The 16,041-nt window shown below is 41.2% G+C and carries 14 protein-coding genes; 6 read left to right on the top strand and 8 right to left on the bottom strand.

What is annotated here, in order from left to right; genetic code table 11:
- Window positions 1–112 precede the first annotated feature (112 nt).
- Window positions 113–1,135 carry a LacI family DNA-binding transcriptional regulator gene (locus I6N95_RS17155; RefSeq protein ID WP_209530224.1) on the top strand — a complete coding sequence of 341 codons (1,023 nt, stop codon included), beginning with the start codon at window positions 113–115 and terminating at the stop codon, window positions 1,133–1,135.
- A 74-nt stretch (window positions 1,136–1,209) separates the two neighbouring features.
- Here the strand turns inward: I6N95_RS17155 and I6N95_RS17150 are convergent, their stop codons facing one another.
- The 4 genes from I6N95_RS17150 to I6N95_RS17135 all read right to left on the bottom strand — a co-directional run bounded on the left by I6N95_RS17150 (window position 1,210) and on the right by I6N95_RS17135 (window position 4,652).
- A complete protein-coding gene (locus I6N95_RS17150; RefSeq protein WP_209530222.1) occupies window positions 1,210–1,980 on the bottom strand; it encodes a C39 family peptidase in 771 nt (256 codons plus the stop codon).
- Window positions 1,981–2,253: 273 nt separating this feature from the next.
- Window positions 2,254–2,649, bottom strand: coding sequence for a hypothetical protein (locus tag I6N95_RS17145; protein ID WP_209530220.1), 396 nt, complete (start codon window positions 2,647–2,649; stop codon window positions 2,254–2,256).
- 17 nt (window positions 2,650–2,666) lie between these two features.
- Window positions 2,667–3,596, bottom strand: a complete 930-nt coding sequence (locus I6N95_RS17140) for a phosphodiester glycosidase family protein (protein ID WP_209530219.1) — start codon at window positions 3,594–3,596, stop codon at window positions 2,667–2,669.
- Window positions 3,597–3,614: 18 nt separating this feature from the next.
- A complete protein-coding gene (locus I6N95_RS17135; protein WP_209530217.1) occupies window positions 3,615–4,652 on the bottom strand; it encodes a GtrA family protein in 1,038 nt (345 codons plus the stop codon).
- Window positions 4,653–4,829: 177 nt separating this feature from the next.
- Between I6N95_RS17135 and cls the strand changes: the two genes are divergently transcribed.
- The gene (gene cls, locus I6N95_RS17130; protein WP_209530215.1) at window positions 4,830–6,275 is read left to right on the top strand and encodes a cardiolipin synthase; all 1,446 of its coding nucleotides are present in this window, start codon (window positions 4,830–4,832) and stop codon (window positions 6,273–6,275) included.
- A gap of 65 nt (window positions 6,276–6,340) precedes the next feature.
- Here cls and I6N95_RS17125 read toward each other — a convergent pair whose 3' ends face one another.
- Genes I6N95_RS17125 through I6N95_RS17115 form a run of 3 tightly spaced genes read right to left on the bottom strand, consistent with a single transcriptional unit; the run spans window position 6,341 to window position 10,354 of the window.
- A complete protein-coding gene (locus I6N95_RS17125) occupies window positions 6,341–7,912 on the bottom strand; it encodes a response regulator (RefSeq protein ID WP_209530213.1) in 1,572 nt (523 codons plus the stop codon).
- Between the two features lie 4 nt (window positions 7,913–7,916).
- On the bottom strand, window positions 7,917–9,359 hold the full coding sequence (locus I6N95_RS17120) for a sensor histidine kinase (RefSeq protein WP_209530211.1): 1,443 nt from the start codon (window positions 9,357–9,359) through the stop codon (window positions 7,917–7,919).
- A gap of 14 nt (window positions 9,360–9,373) precedes the next feature.
- A complete protein-coding gene (locus tag I6N95_RS17115) occupies window positions 9,374–10,354 on the bottom strand; it encodes an ABC transporter substrate-binding protein (RefSeq protein WP_209530209.1) in 981 nt (326 codons plus the stop codon).
- Window positions 10,355–10,653: 299 nt separating this feature from the next.
- On the opposite strand from I6N95_RS17115, the gene chvE reads away from it, so the two are divergent.
- The 4 genes from chvE to I6N95_RS17095 all read left to right on the top strand — a co-directional run bounded on the left by chvE (window position 10,654) and on the right by I6N95_RS17095 (window position 15,043).
- On the top strand, window positions 10,654–11,748 hold the full coding sequence (chvE, locus tag I6N95_RS17110) for a multiple monosaccharide ABC transporter substrate-binding protein (RefSeq protein WP_209530207.1): 1,095 nt from the start codon (window positions 10,654–10,656) through the stop codon (window positions 11,746–11,748).
- A 221-nt stretch (window positions 11,749–11,969) separates the two neighbouring features.
- Complete coding sequence (gene mmsA / locus I6N95_RS17105; protein ID WP_209530205.1) at window positions 11,970–13,502, top strand: multiple monosaccharide ABC transporter ATP-binding protein; 1,533 nt, start codon at window positions 11,970–11,972, stop codon at window positions 13,500–13,502.
- Window positions 13,503–14,699, top strand: coding sequence for a multiple monosaccharide ABC transporter permease (mmsB, locus tag I6N95_RS17100; protein ID WP_209530203.1), 1,197 nt, complete (start codon window positions 13,503–13,505; stop codon window positions 14,697–14,699).
- A 14-nt stretch (window positions 14,700–14,713) separates the two neighbouring features.
- Window positions 14,714–15,043, top strand: coding sequence for a PTS sugar transporter subunit IIB (locus I6N95_RS17095; protein WP_209530201.1), 330 nt, complete (start codon window positions 14,714–14,716; stop codon window positions 15,041–15,043).
- Window positions 15,044–15,159: 116 nt separating this feature from the next.
- On the opposite strand, the gene I6N95_RS17090 is transcribed toward I6N95_RS17095, so the two are convergent.
- On the bottom strand, window positions 15,160–15,894 hold the full coding sequence (locus tag I6N95_RS17090) for a GntR family transcriptional regulator (protein WP_209530199.1): 735 nt from the start codon (window positions 15,892–15,894) through the stop codon (window positions 15,160–15,162).
- Window positions 15,895–16,041: the final 147 nt, after the last annotated feature.

The following is a 16,041-nucleotide window of genomic DNA, read 5'->3' as shown; positions in this document are numbered from 1 at the left end:
AAGGAGGATTATTTAATGGGAACTATCTAGCTAGAGAGGTCGGAATCTAACCATGAGTCTGCTGAATGGTTAGGTGTACAAATGAGTTGATTGAAAAGGGAGGCTATGGGATATGAGAGTGACAATTAAAGACGTTGCCAAAGAAGCAGGTGTCTCAATTGCAACAGTATCACGGGTCTTTAATGGTTATACGGATATTAGCGAGGCGACCAAAAACCGCATTATGAAGATCGCGAAAGAGATGGATTATTTGCCAAATGCTGCAGCAAGATCACTGGCTTCGAAAACTCAGGTCACCATTGCGTTGATTTTAAATGATTTTGAAATGAATCGTAAAAATACCATGGCTATGGAAGTGTTATCTGGTGTCTATGCTTACACTGAGGAGCATCAGATTGAATTTGTTTTTTTTGCCACCTCTCGAATTAAGCAGGGGAGCAAGAGTTTTCGTGAGTTTTGTAATGAAAAAGCCATTACTGGCGCTGTTGTGCAAGGGCTAAAGGTTAATGATCCTTATTACAAAGAAATTTTGGAAAGTCAGTTGCCAGTTGCGTTAATCGATATGTGGGCAGATAAAGAGAGCATCTGCAGTATTTCTATTGATAATGTCAAAGCTTCAACGGAGGCTGTCGATTATTTAATTACTCAAGGTCACCGCCACATTGGCATGATTAATGGCCGACGGGAAGCGGCTGTCAGTATTGATCGTGAGACTGGTTATGTCAATGCCTTAAAGAAAAATAACCTGCCGTTAATGGAGTACTATGTCCAGTATGCTAATTTTAATGAAAAAATTGCGGTAGAAATTGCGCGGGATCTTTTGCTAAGTCAGCCACAGCTAACGGCTCTTTTTTGTGCTAGCGATTTAATGGCCATAGGAGCCATGAAGGCCGTAAGTGAAATGGGGTTGTCCATTCCAGAAGATATTTCAATTGTTGGTTTTGATGATATTATTTTAAATGACTATTTGACACCAAAATTATCAAGTGTTTCCCAGAATATGGAAAAGATTGGCTATGAAGCAGCAAAAAATGTCTACAAATTAATCAAAAAGGAACCAGCTGAAAGGCAGGTTTATATTGAACACGGCTTGATCATCAGGGAATCAGTTGGTCCAGCTAGGGTTGGCTCTTAAGTTGTGATGGTTAAGAGCAAAAAAGGAAAGGGTCAGTTAAGCTGACTCTTTCCTTTTTCATTTGAATTGGTTTGCTATCGCTCTTTTTGGACAACGACAGCTTGACTCCCCATTTGTGTCCAAGCCGCTTCAAAATCAGCTCGGTCAACTTGTTTATTTTTTTCACCGTAAGGATCATTGACGTAAATTGAATCGGAATCAAAACCGGTGACTAAGACACTGTGAACATTCCAGCTGATTGAAATGGTGCCATTTTTGGTTTGCCATTCTTCCATGTCATTAGTAGGTGCCATTGGAACGGTTGTGATGACCCAAACGGGGTTTCCAGCTGCGACTTGTTCGGTGATTTTGCTAAAATCTTTGCCGGTTAAATCGCTGACCGTTTCCTCGTTAGTGTAGTTTTTGGCAAGCTCATAGATTGGCGAGTGATAAACGCTGTAGCCGATCGAAACGCCATAGATATCGCCGACGAATCCGTCATTAGGATCGCCGTAGTTTCCATTCGCATCAAGGTAATCAACTGTCGGAAAGGCTTCAGCTAATTCGTTTTTTGTCACGGAGATATCAGCGTAATTTAACATCATGGCGAGGCTGGTTATTTCACAGCCGTTAAATAGACTAGGTTCTTCCATTTGTTCGATTAGAGGAACATCTAATTGAGTGGCATTTATGACGACTGTATCGGCTGTTGGTTTAGTTGCCGTTTTTTGAGATTCTGGGGCGACTATTTCTTTGCCAGTGATCGTTTGCCAGAGACGAGAAGTTCCGAAACCAACGGTTAGCAAGAGAACACTGGTTGCGATTAAACGATTGCGTTTTCCTCTTGGTGACACGTTTTTTTTCATTTTAAGCTTTCCTTTCATTCCTCTGAATATATACATCCTGTTAACTAATCAAACAGATAGTTCCATTGGATAATTCGCATAATCATCCGCCAAGAGCGGTACTTTCTGCTTTTTTCTGGCTGAAAGTTTAACGGGAAAGGATGATTATTTAATGGGAACTATATAGCTCAAAGATTGTTTTATCTTTTGGCAGTTGATTGGGATAAACCAGTGTTAAGGTCTAGCTGATTATTTAACGAGAACGCGCTATTAGATCGTTGAGCGGTAACTGGTTTAGTCTAAAGATTGGGGAGGATGTTTGATCACTAGGCGGAAGCAACCGATAAGTGTGCCAACTAAAATGAACAACCAGCCACTGTAGTCATAGTAAGGAATATAAACGGAATTTGTGCCAGCTATTTCAACAATACCAGTTAGAAGGTGACCGCTGACAATGGTTGCCACACCGCAGTTAATCATCAAGGCTGCTAGGCGAATTTGCTTTTTTAGCTGATTGTGGCTTAACAAGCTCATTGCGCCTGATAAAATTGCCATAATGATGGTGTAATGCCACATACCACTCATGGCGTCAGAACTGACACCATGGCTAAAGAGGCTATAGATGTAGTTAAACATAAAGAGTCCTAAGCTGGCAAGTAAATAGATTAGACTTTGTTTTTTTAGATTCATAAGAAGCTCCTTTTGGGTTAATAGCCAATGTAAATAATGTCACTGACAGATCTTTCTTTGATTTGACGACCATCCGTTGGTTGGTTTATGACTTGGCCGTTAAACCAGAGGGTTGAGGAACCGCCACCATCGAGGTTGTAAGCGATGGAAGCTCCTCGGCTTGCAAATTCTTCAGCCAGTTGGTAAAGGGAAAGGCCTTCACTTTCATCGGTTCGACCGTCTGAGACAATCATCACGTAATGACGATCATCAATTTGTCCAATGGCTGTTCGGGGATTGCTACTTTTTGATTGGGATACTTCGGTATTCGTTGAAATGACGATTTGACTGTCTTGAATCAAAGTTGGGCCAAATGACAACACTTGTTGGGCGTTTTGAGCGGTCAGGATATCTGCTAAGCTGTTATCGTCTTCACTGTATGTTGAGAAATTGCCAGCACTATCAATGACTAAAGCATCGGTCCCTTCCCAAGGTGTATCGCGATAGGTTTCACCGTTACGCAGGACGTAGCCAGTATCGCGGAACCCGTAATAATCACCGTTAATGGCTAAGATGGCTTGCTGCTCTTTTGCAATTGTTGAGGTGGTCTCTTTAATGTTACGTCCATAGCTGCCTTGTGCAAAGGCCGTTTTTAAGTAGTCGGCACTGCTGAGTTGAATATCGACGACGTAAAAGGTGGTATCATTAGCCCGTTCAGTGGCAATGGCGATCGAGATGTTCTCGTCTTGGTAGCTCGTGTCCGTTATGGTGGCTGCAGTGGTTGTGGCGGATTCCTTGGTCGTAGTTTGGTTTGGGTCAAGGCTTTGGGTATTGGCATCATTGCTGGCTAGTTCTTTAGGAATCACAAAAGTGTCTAAGAGCACATAGCCAACGGTTAAGGTTAAGCAAAGGCTATAAATAATGCCTAGGCGAAAAGGTTTTTTTAACCAATTAAATAGTTGTTTCATAGGGGACCTCCAGTTAGTTTAGCGAAAGACAAGTCGTCTTTGAATCATGAAGCTTAGGCAAAAAAGTGAAAAATCTATGGCGATTTTTAAGGGAATCAACTTGTTAGAGAATTGGGAGAAGCCCTGTAACAACAGCCAGCTCAATAGTAATTGACAACCAAAAAGCAGGAGGTATTTACCCGCTTCTTGATGGAGTTTTCCTTGACTTTTGAAGACGACGTGTCGGTTGAGAAAAAAATTAAAGCAGCCAGATAGAAGTCGAGCAAAGGTTGTTGCTAAGAGTAAGGAGGTCCAACTGTGATTGGTAAAAAATAGTTTTATCAACAAGGTAAAGAGAATAATATCAAGGCCTGCTGAACTTAGAGAGGACAAGATATAGCTGAGAATTGGTTGATAAATTCGTAAAGAATCACGGACGACTCGAAAGTGACTGCCGGAATTATTATCTAAATAGATGGTGGCGATTGGCATTTCGTGAATCACGATGTGATACTTGGTTAAGTTGAGCAAGACATTCATTTCGTATTCGAAGCGAGTTCCTGGGATCTCTAACATATCTGGAATAATTTCTTGTGGTAAACCGCGCAATCCTGTTTGAGTGTCATGGCAACTGATGCCAGTGGTGCCATAGAAAATGACAGAGGTCAGGCGATTCCCCCAGTAGCTTTTAAATGGTGTCTGTTGCCGAGTGAAATGGCGGGAGCCTAAAACGAGCACTCGCTCATTAGGTCGTATCAGTCGTGTCAAAGCGACAATGTCTGCTGGATGGTGCTGACCATCTGAATCTGCTGTGACAATTCCAGCAGAATGGGGGAAGTGCTCTAAATGATAAGCGAAACCAGTCTTAAGAGCCGCTCCTTTCCCCAGGTTGGTCTGATGGTAGAGGACAGTGGTATTTTTTATTTTGGCTAATTCTAAGAAGACCGACTGATAGGCTGGGCCGCTACCGTCGTCTACGATGAGAATGGGATCATCCGTTAGCTGGCGCAATTCCGCTAGCAAACGGGGAAAATTGGCGGTTGGTTCTAATGAAGGAATTAAGATGGTGGTTGACATTGGGTTACCTCCTGATTCAAATATGTTATCTAATTAACTCTACTTTATAAGGTGGAACTTAAAGGAAGCTTAAAGAGGCCGTCAACGCTTGGCAAAAAATACAAATAATATTCAAACTAGACCAAATCACTCTAAAGCTTTATACTCAATAAGTAGACTATATTTGGAGGTGTCAGGATGATAATAAGTATTATGACAACAATATACGTGATTAATGCTGTTGTTGCGGTCATTACGATTTTAATGAAGCCGCGAGATGTAGCTGCTATTTGGGCTTGGTTGTTGGTTTTGATCAGTTTACCCGTTATTGGATTTGTTATTTATTTGTTTTTCGGACGTGGTTTGGGAGACAAACGAATGTTTCAGTTACAAAAAAATGATTTTGATGAATTGGAAAAATTTAAGGCGTTTCAAGAGTCAGGTACACGGCTTTATGAGCATGAGCATTCTGAGGAAGTCGATGTCAATTTTCTGGCCTTTTTTTCTTCCTTAAATAAGATGCCCATTACTCGCCAAAATAAAGTGGAGATCATCACAGATGGTGCTGAGAAGTTTGAGCGCATGCGAGAGGACATCCGAGCTGCCACTCATTCCATTCATATTGAGTATTATGCTTTTGTGACCGATGAGGTTGGCATGAGTATTCTGAAACTATTAGAGGAAAAAGCTAGTCAAGGCGTGGAAGTGCGGCTATTGTACGATGCTTATGGGTCTCTTGGGACTAAAAATAAACATTTTGATCAGTTGCGCCGTCATGGTGGCAAGGTCCAGACTTTTATTACCTCTCAGCGAGCGCTTTTAAAGTTGCGTCTCAATTATCATGATCACCGTAAAATTGTGGTGATTGATGGCAAGATCAGCTACACAGGTGGGTTTAATGTGGCCAATCAATACGCTGGTGTCACCAAAAAGTTTGGCTATTGGCGGGATACCCATTTGCGGATGCATGGTCCTGTAGCATCTCTGTTACAAATCCGCTTTTTAATGGACTGGAATGTGTCTGCGCCTCCTGTTGATCAGTTGGAGTATAAAGAGGCTTATTTCTTTGATGCTAAAGATTTAATGGATGAAGGGGAGACGCCGATTCAAATTATCGCCAGTGGCCCAAATAATGAACATGAGCAGATTAAGTTGGCGTTTATCAAGTTAATCACGACGGCTAAGAAACGGGTTTGGATCCAAACCCCGTATCTGGTGCCTGACGACAGTGTCTTGGCGGCTCTCAAAATAGCGGCCCGTTCAGGGGTGGATGTCAAAGTCATGATTCCGGATAAGCCGGACCATCCCTTTATCTACCGCGCGACTCAGTACTATGCCCGTCAGCTAATCAAGGAAAATATCGAAATTCAAGTCTATGAGGGCGGGTTTATGCATGCTAAAACCTTGATAATGGATGATGATACGTGTATTGTGGGATCTGCTAATCAGGATATTCGCAGTTATAAGTTGAATTTTGAGGCGAGCGCTGTTTTGCATGATGAGAAGATTGTGGCAGAATTGGCGGCTATTTTTGAAAAAGATATGAGTGTCTCAACGGAAATGACGACAGAAACTGTTAAAGAAATGTCAGCCTGGTTGATTTTTAAACAACAGATTTCCAGATTGTTTTCACCTATTTTGTAAGGCTCAACGGATGAGCTTTAAGAGAAACCGCAGCTAACTGATATCTTCAGTTGGCTGCGGTCTTTTTACTGATTAACTTGGTTGCGATATTCTTTAGGTGAAATGGCGATTTTCTTTTTAAATAAATAACTAAAATAATTAGGGTCATTATAGCCAATAGCAAAGGCGATCGTGCTTAAACGATCGTCAGTTTCTTTTAATAACTTTTTGGCATGATTCAGACGAGCGTTTGTCAGATAGTCGATAAAGGTGATCTCCATTGCCTGAGAAAAGATGGTGCTAAAGTGAGCGGGGCTTAAGGTTACTTCATCGGCAACGGTATTTAAAGAGATATCTGGGTCGGTAAAATGTTGATTAATGAAAGTCAGTGCTTTTTGAATGACGCTTTGATACTTGACCATTTTAGCATTGATCTTATGATTACTTAAATAGGTAATCAGTGGCGTTGCTACCAGTTGAAATTGTTCGAGGGTGTTAGCAACGGCAGCCAAATATTCGATGTTGCTTAATTGTTCTAAACTCAGTTCAGCTGTCTCAATTTCTTTTTTTTGAACTAAATTGACTAATTCGATTAAGACGAAAAAGCGATAGAGGCGATTTCGTTCTTCTTTGTCATGGGGCGTTCCACTTAACTCATGAACCAACTCATCGATTTTAGTTGGGTCAAGTCTGGCGATTTTATCTGCGATGTCGAGTTTAAACGGATTGGTTGGGGAGACTTCGCCGTCTAAAATGTCGTCTTCGTAACTGATGATTTTTTCGGTCCTTAAATTGCCATAAGTTTGAATCAAATGTTCGGTGATTTGAAAAGCATTTTTTATTTCACTTATTCGTTCAACCACATTTCCAAAGGCGACGACGATATCATAGGTATCATCTTGTTCCAGTTCATGAATCAGGGTGTTGGCAATTTGGTAACATTTTTCAAGCAGCCGTTGTTTATCTGGTTGAAAGACTAAAAATTTAATGTATTCAGAGGAGATACTGGAAAAAATAATGGCCGGATCGTCACCGAAAAGCAGTGTTAAGTATTCGGAAAAACGATTGTAATCGGCAAAGTCAGCATCGTATTTATTAGTGGCGAGTAAAACGGTAAATTTATTGCCTAATAAGTGACGATTAAATTGCTGAGATTCGCTGATCACGTCTTCCACGGCTAACTCGCCTTTGTATAGCCCGTTTAAAAAGTGATTTTTTTGAAGTTCAAAAATGAACGTGTTTGGTTGAGCGGCACTAGGAGCTGTTAGTTCTTTTTGGGTATCTAGTTTTGCAATAACGTTAGTTAAGGTATCTTGTAATTCCATCTCTTTAATCGGTTTTAATAAATACTCCTCGACCCCAAGTTGGATGGCTGATTTTGCGTAGTCAAAGTCATCGTAACCGCTGATTAAAATAATTTTAATCCAAGGCAAGATTTTTTTTGCTTCTTTGGCAAGGGTTAGTCCGTCCATAAATGGCATGCGAATATCAGTGATCAGGATGTCGGGTTTAACATCCAACATGGCGGCTAATCCCAGCTCACCGTCGGCTGCTTCTCCCGCAAAGCTGATCGGGTAATTTTCGCTGTATGAAAGCAATAATTTTCTTAGGCTTTCACGGATTAGGTGTTCGTCTTCTACTATAAATACTTTATACATGCTGTCAACTTCCTTCTATGAGTTCCTTACTAATTTTGGGTACTTTGATGGTCATAATAGTGCCTTGTCGATACTGACTTTCAACGGATAAATGTGCTGAACTTCCGTAATAAAGTAAGATGCGTTTGTTGACATTATATAAGCCGTAGCCTTCCTCAAAGTCTGTGTCGATTCCTTTTGCCAGTTCCGCTTTTACTTCTGATAACTTGTCAGCACTCATGCCGATGCCATTGTCTTTTATTTGAAAATAGAGAAAATCAGGGTCGTCATAGCCGGTTAATTCGACGATGCCTTGGCGTCGCACAAATTTCGTGCCGTGATAGACGGCATTTTCAACAAGTGGTTGAAGAATCATTTTTAGCACATCGTATTCGTAAAGAGTATCAGGGATGTTGATGACTGGTAGTAAACTTTCGCCGTAGCGAGTTTTCAAAATGGTTAAATAATCGCTGACATGCCGAGCTTCTTTTTCAACACTGATCCAATCTTTTCCACGACTAAGTGAGATTCTGAAAAAATCAGACAGGGCATAGATGGTTTGTTTAACCCGTTGCATGTCGCCTTGTTCTGTCAGAGCAATGATTGCGTCTAAGGTGTTATAAATAAAATGAGGGGTGATCTGGGCTTGAAGGACTCTTAGTTCACTTTGAGCCAGATGGTATTGTTTTTCGGCATTATCGGTTATCAGGCGATCCAGCTCACCGGCCATTCGATTCATACTGCTCGTCAGGACGTTTAACTCGGCTACTTCAGCGGAAGAAACGCGATAAGTTAAGTCTCCTTTGGATAAATTATTGGCCATGCTGACCAAGGTATCAATCGGTTGTTGAACGTATTTAGTTAATGAATATTTGGTCCAGCCAATAAAGAAGAGAATAATAATAAAAATGGCGGCTTGAACTTTCAGCAAGATCGTAACGGAATTGGCGATTTGTTCGTTTTTTTGACTGGCAAGTTCAATTTCGACTTTGACAAAGTCTTGTAAGACGTCGTCGAGCAGCTGATTAACAGAATCAATTTGTGCGAGGGTAGTTTCATTTTTTGCGACGGGTTCTTCTGTTTGCAGGTTATGAATCATCTCATCCAAGTACGTTTGAATCGTGTCCAATGTGCGATAGGTGACTTCTAAAATACTGGTTTCGTGGCGGGTGGTCGTATTTTTTTCAATTTGTTGAATGTCTTTGCGAACGTTGATTAAAATATTTTTGGCTTCTGGACTGTTAGCGTTTGTCTGACCATAGGCGAGATCTCGCATTTTAACGGGTATCTCATCTTTAACAATTGAAGAAATCTCGTTGGCTGCATTAATGTTTTCGACTACTTTCTGGTACATATAGAGTTGTTTGGTGTAAAAGAAAGTATTGAAAATCAAGGGGAGGATCGCCACAATTAGAATCAAGGTACTTTGTCGTTGGAAAATTTGACGAATACTTTTAGAGGTAAACATGGCAAGTTCCTTTCTTAATAGTTTCGTGTGGGGATCATATCAAGGTCACCTTGATCGGAAAAAACCGTTTCGGGCATATAGATTTCATGAGGAATTTGTTTATGGTCGCTGTCTAAGCGGCGTTCAATCGCTCGAGCCACATAATACCCAGCTTGGGGATTGCATTCAACTACGCAATTAACATTGCCAGCCCGTAGCTCTTTAATGATGTTTTCCTGTCCATCGATGGTGACGATGATTAGGTCTTTTCCTGGTTGAATATCCGTGTCTTTTAAGGCATCTAAAGCGCCTAAGGTCATCTCGTCGTTATGACTGTACAAGACGTCGATCGTTGCTAGTTGATTGTTAGTGATTAATTCGCGAATGACTTCTTTGCCTTTATTGCGAGTGTAGTCGCCATAGACGGTTTGGCTAATGGTGATGTTTTGTTCGCGCCCAATGGCTTCGCGAAAGCCATCGCTCCGTAAGGTTGTCGGAGAAGCGTTTGTTAGTCCACTTAGTTCCAAGACGTTAATTTCTCGGTCAGGTTGTTCTTTAAAGTAGTTGTTGACATAAATACCAGCACGATTTCCTTCGGCTTTAAAACTAGGCCCGATATGCGAGAGGTAAAGGTCACTGCTAGCTGAGGCGATATCCCGATCGACTAGCATAACGTCAATCCCCGCTCGTTGGGCTTCTTTTAGGACAGGCTCCCAGCCATCTTCAGTCAGTGGGGTAAAGACGATCAGATCAACCCGATAGGCAATAAAGGAACGAATGTCTTGAATTTGCCTTTCCTGATCCATTAAGCCGTTTCGGTAGATAACTTGATAGTTGTTTTTTTTCAAACTGTCTAAAATAGACTTAGTGTGAGCTTTTCGCCAGGAACTCTCTGTCCCAGATTGGGAAAAGCCGATCACGATGTTATTTTGGCTCGTGACTTCTTTAGGGGAACAGCCGCTGAGAGTGGTTAGAAACCAGCAGATGAGTAATAGCCATATTTTATTTTTCTTCATTGGGTCACATCCTTTATGATGATAAATCGGTGTTTGAGTAGGGAAACATTCGGGACAGCTTCATTGTAACAAAAACATGGCACATTAAAAACCGCTTTCACAATGAATTGATTGATTCGAAAGAATATCAAGATTTTCAAAAAAAAGTCAAGATTTTTTTGGAGAATGAAACCGTTTGATAAATAATTCAAGCTATTTCGAAATAAACTCTATGGAAACGGTTGCTAATACTTGTTATTCTAAGGGTGTTAATAAGATAGACGATGTAAAAAAACTAATAGTTGACGGGGGAATGAAAGATGAGCAATCGATTTAAACGAGGTCTGGCTTTAGTGTTGACCTTAGGGCTAGGACTGGTACTAACTGCCTGTAGTGGCGGAGGTGGTGGCAGTAAAGGCGATTCAAAGGGTTATATCGGCATTGCCATGCCAACGAAATCTGCTGAGCGCTGGATTGGTGATGGCAATAATATGGTAGAAGAGTTAGAGAAACTCGGGTATAAAACCGACTTACAATACGGTGAGGATAAAGTAGAAAATCAGGTGGCGCAAATTGAAAATATGATTACCAAGGGAGTGGATATTATTGTCATTGCTTCAATTGATGGCTCAGCCCTTACGGATGTCTTAGATAAGGCCCACAAAGAAGATATCAAGATCATTGCATACGATCGTTTATTGATGAATTCGCCTTATGTTGATTATTATTCAACCTTTGATAATTTTGGTGTTGGGGTTTTACAGGCGTCTTATATTGAAGAGAAGCTGGATTTGAAAGGTGGCAAAGGGCCGTTTAATATTGAACTATTTGGCGGTTCACCTGATGATAATAACGCATTGATTAATTACAATGGGGTCATGTCAGTGTTCCAACCTTATATTGACAGCAAGCAGCTGGTGATTCCGTCAGGGCAAACAAATTTTAACCAGATTGCCACGTTACGCTGGGATGGTTCAACAGCCCAAGCGCGGATGGATAACTTATTGAGCGCCAATTATTCGGATAAGAAGCTGGATGCCGTTTTGTCTCCTTATGACCCAATTAGTTTAGGGATTATTTCGTCTCTTAAAGGCGTTGGATATGGTTCTGACGACAAACCGTTACCAGTGACTACTGGTCAAGATGCGACGGTGGCAGGCATTAAATCGATCATCGCTGGGGAGCAGACCCAAACAATTTTTAAAGATACCCGTGTCTTGGCAAAAAATACGATTGAGATGATTGAAGCGATACTCAATGAAAAAGAAGTCCCTGTCAACGACACTGAAACTTATGATAACGGTGAAAAAGTTGTGCCAACTAATTTAGCTAATCCTGTTTCAGTGGATAAGGAGAATTATCAAGCAGAGCTAATTGAAACAGATTATTATTCTGAAGCGGACTTAGCAAAATAAGGTGATTAAAAAGGGGCTGCGAACGCAATGGCGATCCAGCCCTTTCAAATAGGAGGATTTGAACCTCAGAAGTATTGGACCATTAAGTAAAAGGAGAGCCTTAACTCTAGCATTAAAAAAAATGCGTAAAGGACTCTCCACTGCGTTACGATCTCATCAATTTCTAAAATACTAAAGTATTAAGAATTGAAGGTCGGACCATTAAGTAAAAGGAGAGGAATATGGCTGATTATATTTTAGAGATGAAGCAGATTGTGAAAGAATTTTCAGGCGTACGGGCGTTAAATGATGTTAATTTACAAATCAAACGTGGGGAAGTTCATGCTCTGTGTGGTGAAAATGGTGCTGGTAAGTCAACGTTGATGAATGTTTTAAGCGGGCTGTATGCTTATGATCAGTATCAAGGGCAAATACGTTACAATGGTGAGGTTTGTCAATTTAAGGATATTCGCGATAGCGAAGCCAAGGGGATTGTGATTATTCATCAGGAGTTAGCCTTAAGTCCTTATCTGTCCGTCAAAGAAAATATTTTTTTAGGAAATGAACAAGCAACCCGTGGTGTCATCGATTGGAATTTGACGGAAAAGAAGACGGAGAATTTATTGAAAACAGTTGGCTTGAAGGTTAATCCGAATTTGCTGGTTTCGCAAATTGGGGTTGGGCAGCAGCAACTGGTGGAAATCGCCAAAGCTTTTTCTAAATCGGTTCAGTTGCTGATTCTTGATGAACCAACTGCGGCACTAAATGAGGAAGAAAGTGCCAATCTACTCGGTCTAATCGAGGAGTTTAAACGTCAGGGGATTACGTCGATCATTATTTCTCACAAATTGAATGAGATTGTCAGTGTGGCCGATCGGATCACAATTTTACGGGATGGGCAGACGATCGAGACGCTGGAAAATAAGGGGCTATCTGAAGAACGGATCATTCGTGGAATGGTCGGTCGTGAGCTTACCAATCGGTATCCAGAACGTTTTCCAGCAATCGGTGAGACCTACTTTGAAGTGAAGGATTGGACTGTTCATCACCCGATTGATCATTCGCGATTGGTTAACAGTCAGATTAATTTTTCGATTCGTCGAGGAGAAATTGTGGGCATTGCCGGTTTGATGGGGGCGGGGCGAACTGAGTTTGCCATGAGCTTATTTGGTCACTCTTATGGCAGTAATATTTCGGGGCAAGTCTTTAAAGCAGGGCAAGAGATTTCAGTTAAAGATGTGCCGCAAGCAATCGAAAATGGCCTGGCTTATGTCTCTGAGGATCGTAAAGCTCTCGGCTTAAATTTGTTAATGGATATTCGTGAGAATACCACTCTAGCTAGTCTTAGCAAAATTAGCCAAAATGGGGTGTTAGACAAGGAAAAGGAAGTGACTGTGGCAGAGGAGTATCGAAAACGCATGCGAACTAAAACGAATTCGGTTTTTCAAAATGTCGGCAGTTTAAGCGGTGGTAATCAGCAAAAAGTTGTTTTGGCGAAATGGTTAATGACTGAGCCTGATATTTTATTTTTAGATGAGCCAACTCGAGGGATCGACGTTGGGGCTAAATATGAGATATACACGATCATTGAAGAAATGGCGGCTGCCGGCAAGGCGGTTTGTATTATTTCCTCGGAGTTGCCAGAAATTATTGGGATGTGTGATCGGATTTATGCCATGAATGAAGGACAAATGACAGGGGAAGTTCTGCGAGCAGATGCGAATCAAGAGACGTTGATGAGCATGATGACAGCTGAAAAGGAAGGTGCTAAATAAATGGAGCAAATACAGGAGAAGAAACGAACGAAAATTAATCTTAAAGAGAAGGCTGTGGAACTTTTTAGTAAGTACAGCATGGTCATTATATTGGTATTTTTATTAGTGGCGTTTCAATTATTGACCGATGGTATTTTTTGGCGACCCTTAAATATCACAAACTTAGTTCTTCAAAATAGTCATATATTGGTTTTGTCAGCAGGCATGTTGCTCGTGGTGTTGTTAGGTCATGTTGATTTGTCTGTTGGCTCAGTGATGGCTTTTGTCGGTGCGATAGCAGGCTTTTTAATGGTCAACTACCACATGAGCCCGTTGCTTGCCGTGCCGATCTGTCTATTGATGGGTGGCGTAATTGGCGCTTGGCAAGGCTTTTGGGTTGCTTATGTGGGAATTCCGGCCTTTATTGTGTCGTTAGCCGGCTTGTTAATGTTTCGTGGGCTGACACAAGTCGTCTTAGGGGGACAATCCTTGGCGCCGTTTCCGACGGCTTTTCAAAAGATTTCAACCGGCTATTTACCTGATATTGTCGGAGGGGATCATCTTCATTATTTGACGATGATTCTGGGAGCACTTTTAGCGGCTGTTATGATTATTGGTCAGTGGCGGGTTCGTGATAAGCGTCAGAAAAATCTTTTTGAGGTTGAGTCCCTGAATGGGTTTATTTTCAAGGCTGTTTTTACGGCGTTAGTCGTCTTGGTCGTGACGTATATTTTTGCGTCTTATCAAGGTTACCCGATCATTTTGATTCTCCTTGGCCTAATTGTGGCGGTTTATGGCTTTTTAACTAATAAAACGGTTCCGGGACGTCAAATTTATGCAACTGGTGGCAATCGCAAGGCGGCTGAACTATCTGGAATTAAGACGAAAAAAATAACCTTTTTAGTGTTTGTCAATATGGGAGTTATGGCGGCTTTAGCTGGCTTAATTTTAGCTGCGCGCTTAAATGCGGCCACACCTCAAGCGGGCGTCTCGATGGAACTAGATGCGATGGCTGCTGTTTATTTTGGTGGGGCGTCAACGTCTGGTGGTATTGGAACTATCATGGGGGCGATTGTTGGAGGATTAGTAATGGGTGTGTTGAATAATGGTATGTCCATTCTCGGGATTGGGGTTGATTGGCAACAAGCGATAAAAGGGCTAATTCTTCTACTAGCAGTAGTGTTAGATATTTACAATAAAAAGAAAAAAATCTCATAATGTGAGGTGGAAAAATGGTTAAACCCGAAGATAAAACTGTGTTGTTGATTTGTACGGCGGGAATTACAACTGGGTTACTGGTTAAAAACATGCAAATGCTGGCAGATGAACAAGAATTAAACCTTCATATTTATTCAGCGCCGGCCATTATTGCGGAACAGATTATTCAGAATCAAGTGTTGGATGCTTTGTTGATCGGGCCGCAATCTCAGTTTGAAGTGGCACGCTTAAAAGATTACCTGACGGTCAAATCCGTGCCCTATAAATTGATTGCCAAAGCGGATTACGAGACCCTAAATGGTGAAGCGGTCTTACAGGAGGTTCTTGAGTTACTGGAGAAATAAGGCGATTAGGTGACTAGTATCTCAGCGAGGTTGGATTATTCGGAATACAAGTGAATCGTGGACAAAAACCCTTAGGCTAAAGAGTTAGTCTAAGGGTTTTTGTGTTGAAAAATGGCTTAAAATTTCTTTGAGCTTGCAGAGGTTGTATAAGTGAATTTTTTGTAGTGATTGCGGACAATGGTGTATTCAAAAGGTATACCTGTATCGGTAAAGACAATTTCTTCTGTCACCGTGACAGGTTGGTTGCTAGTTAAGCCTAATTCCCGCTGGTCTTCCTCAGTCGAGGGTTCAGAAAAAATCGATATGTAGGAATTAGCGAGAGAGATGCCCATTTCTTCTGAGGCGTACTGATAAATGGATTCATTGACGATGTCTTTGGAAAGGGCTGGAAACAGTTGAATCGGAATATAGCCTGTTTCAATGGAGACCGGAACATCGTCTATTATTCGCACCCGCTTAAAATGAAAAGTAAAGTCAGTCTCAGATAGTAGCAATGAGTGTCTGACATCCTCAGGTGGTAAAATCGCTTCGAACGACAAAATGTGAGAATCTATTTTTTGGCTTCGATCTGAAAATGATCGTGTTAATCCGATGGGACCTTCTTTTTGATGGCTGTAGTCAGCGAAATTTTTCTTGAATAGGCGATTGACAAACGTACCAGAGCGGGCTTTTCTGAAAAGCAGTCCATCTTCCACCAAAGAGTCAATCGCTTTTTTCATAGTGCTACGACTTACTTTAAATTCCTCACTTAATTCCCGTTCATTGGGCAGTTTTCCCTCGGGATAGTGATTCGTTAATATGTTGTGTTGTAATTTTTGGGTGATATTTTCGTGTAATGTAAGAGCACTCATCGTTGTCTCCTTCGCAATGTTTTAGTTGCTTGCTTGTTAAGTATATCGTAAAAGTTGTTTGATTTCAAATTCTGGAACGTACCAATTTAATTTTTGGTTGATTCCAAATGGTAAATGTGTTTTAATATAGATGAAAGTGCTTTCGAC

This window comes from Vagococcus allomyrinae, from assembly GCF_017829975.1.
Taxonomy (GTDB): Bacteria; Bacillota; Bacilli; order Lactobacillales; family Vagococcaceae; genus Vagococcus_D; species Vagococcus_D allomyrinae.
The sequence above is the reverse complement of the archived record's forward strand: the minus strand, read 5'-3'. Positions and strand labels throughout refer to the sequence as shown.

What these genes read in the sequence shown, in the direction of transcription:
- I6N95_RS17125 (WP_209530213.1), bottom strand. Translation starts at nt 7,912, where the DNA reads ATGTATAAAGTATTTATAGTAGAAGACGAACACCTAATCCGTGAAAGC.
- I6N95_RS17095 (WP_209530201.1), top strand. Translation starts at nt 14,714, where the DNA reads ATGGTTAAACCCGAAGATAAAACTGTGTTGTTGATTTGTACGGCGGGA.
- I6N95_RS17155 (WP_209530224.1), top strand. Translation starts at nt 113, where the DNA reads ATGAGAGTGACAATTAAAGACGTTGCCAAAGAAGCAGGTGTCTCAATT.
- mmsA (WP_209530205.1), top strand. Translation starts at nt 11,970, where the DNA reads ATGGCTGATTATATTTTAGAGATGAAGCAGATTGTGAAAGAATTTTCA.
- I6N95_RS17140 (WP_209530219.1), bottom strand. Translation starts at nt 3,596, where the DNA reads ATGAAACAACTATTTAATTGGTTAAAAAAACCTTTTCGCCTAGGCATT.
- I6N95_RS17090 (WP_209530199.1), bottom strand. Translation starts at nt 15,894, where the DNA reads ATGAGTGCTCTTACATTACACGAAAATATCACCCAAAAATTACAACAC.
- cls (WP_209530215.1), top strand. Translation starts at nt 4,830, where the DNA reads ATGATAATAAGTATTATGACAACAATATACGTGATTAATGCTGTTGTT.
- I6N95_RS17150 (WP_209530222.1), bottom strand. Translation starts at nt 1,980, where the DNA reads ATGAAAAAAAACGTGTCACCAAGAGGAAAACGCAATCGTTTAATCGCA.
- I6N95_RS17135 (WP_209530217.1), bottom strand. Translation starts at nt 4,652, where the DNA reads ATGTCAACCACCATCTTAATTCCTTCATTAGAACCAACCGCCAATTTT.
- I6N95_RS17145 (WP_209530220.1), bottom strand. Translation starts at nt 2,649, where the DNA reads ATGAATCTAAAAAAACAAAGTCTAATCTATTTACTTGCCAGCTTAGGA.
- chvE (WP_209530207.1), top strand. Translation starts at nt 10,654, where the DNA reads ATGAGCAATCGATTTAAACGAGGTCTGGCTTTAGTGTTGACCTTAGGG.
- I6N95_RS17115 (WP_209530209.1), bottom strand. Translation starts at nt 10,354, where the DNA reads ATGAAGAAAAATAAAATATGGCTATTACTCATCTGCTGGTTTCTAACC.
- mmsB (WP_209530203.1), top strand. Translation starts at nt 13,503, where the DNA reads ATGGAGCAAATACAGGAGAAGAAACGAACGAAAATTAATCTTAAAGAG.
- I6N95_RS17120 (WP_209530211.1), bottom strand. Translation starts at nt 9,359, where the DNA reads ATGTTTACCTCTAAAAGTATTCGTCAAATTTTCCAACGACAAAGTACC.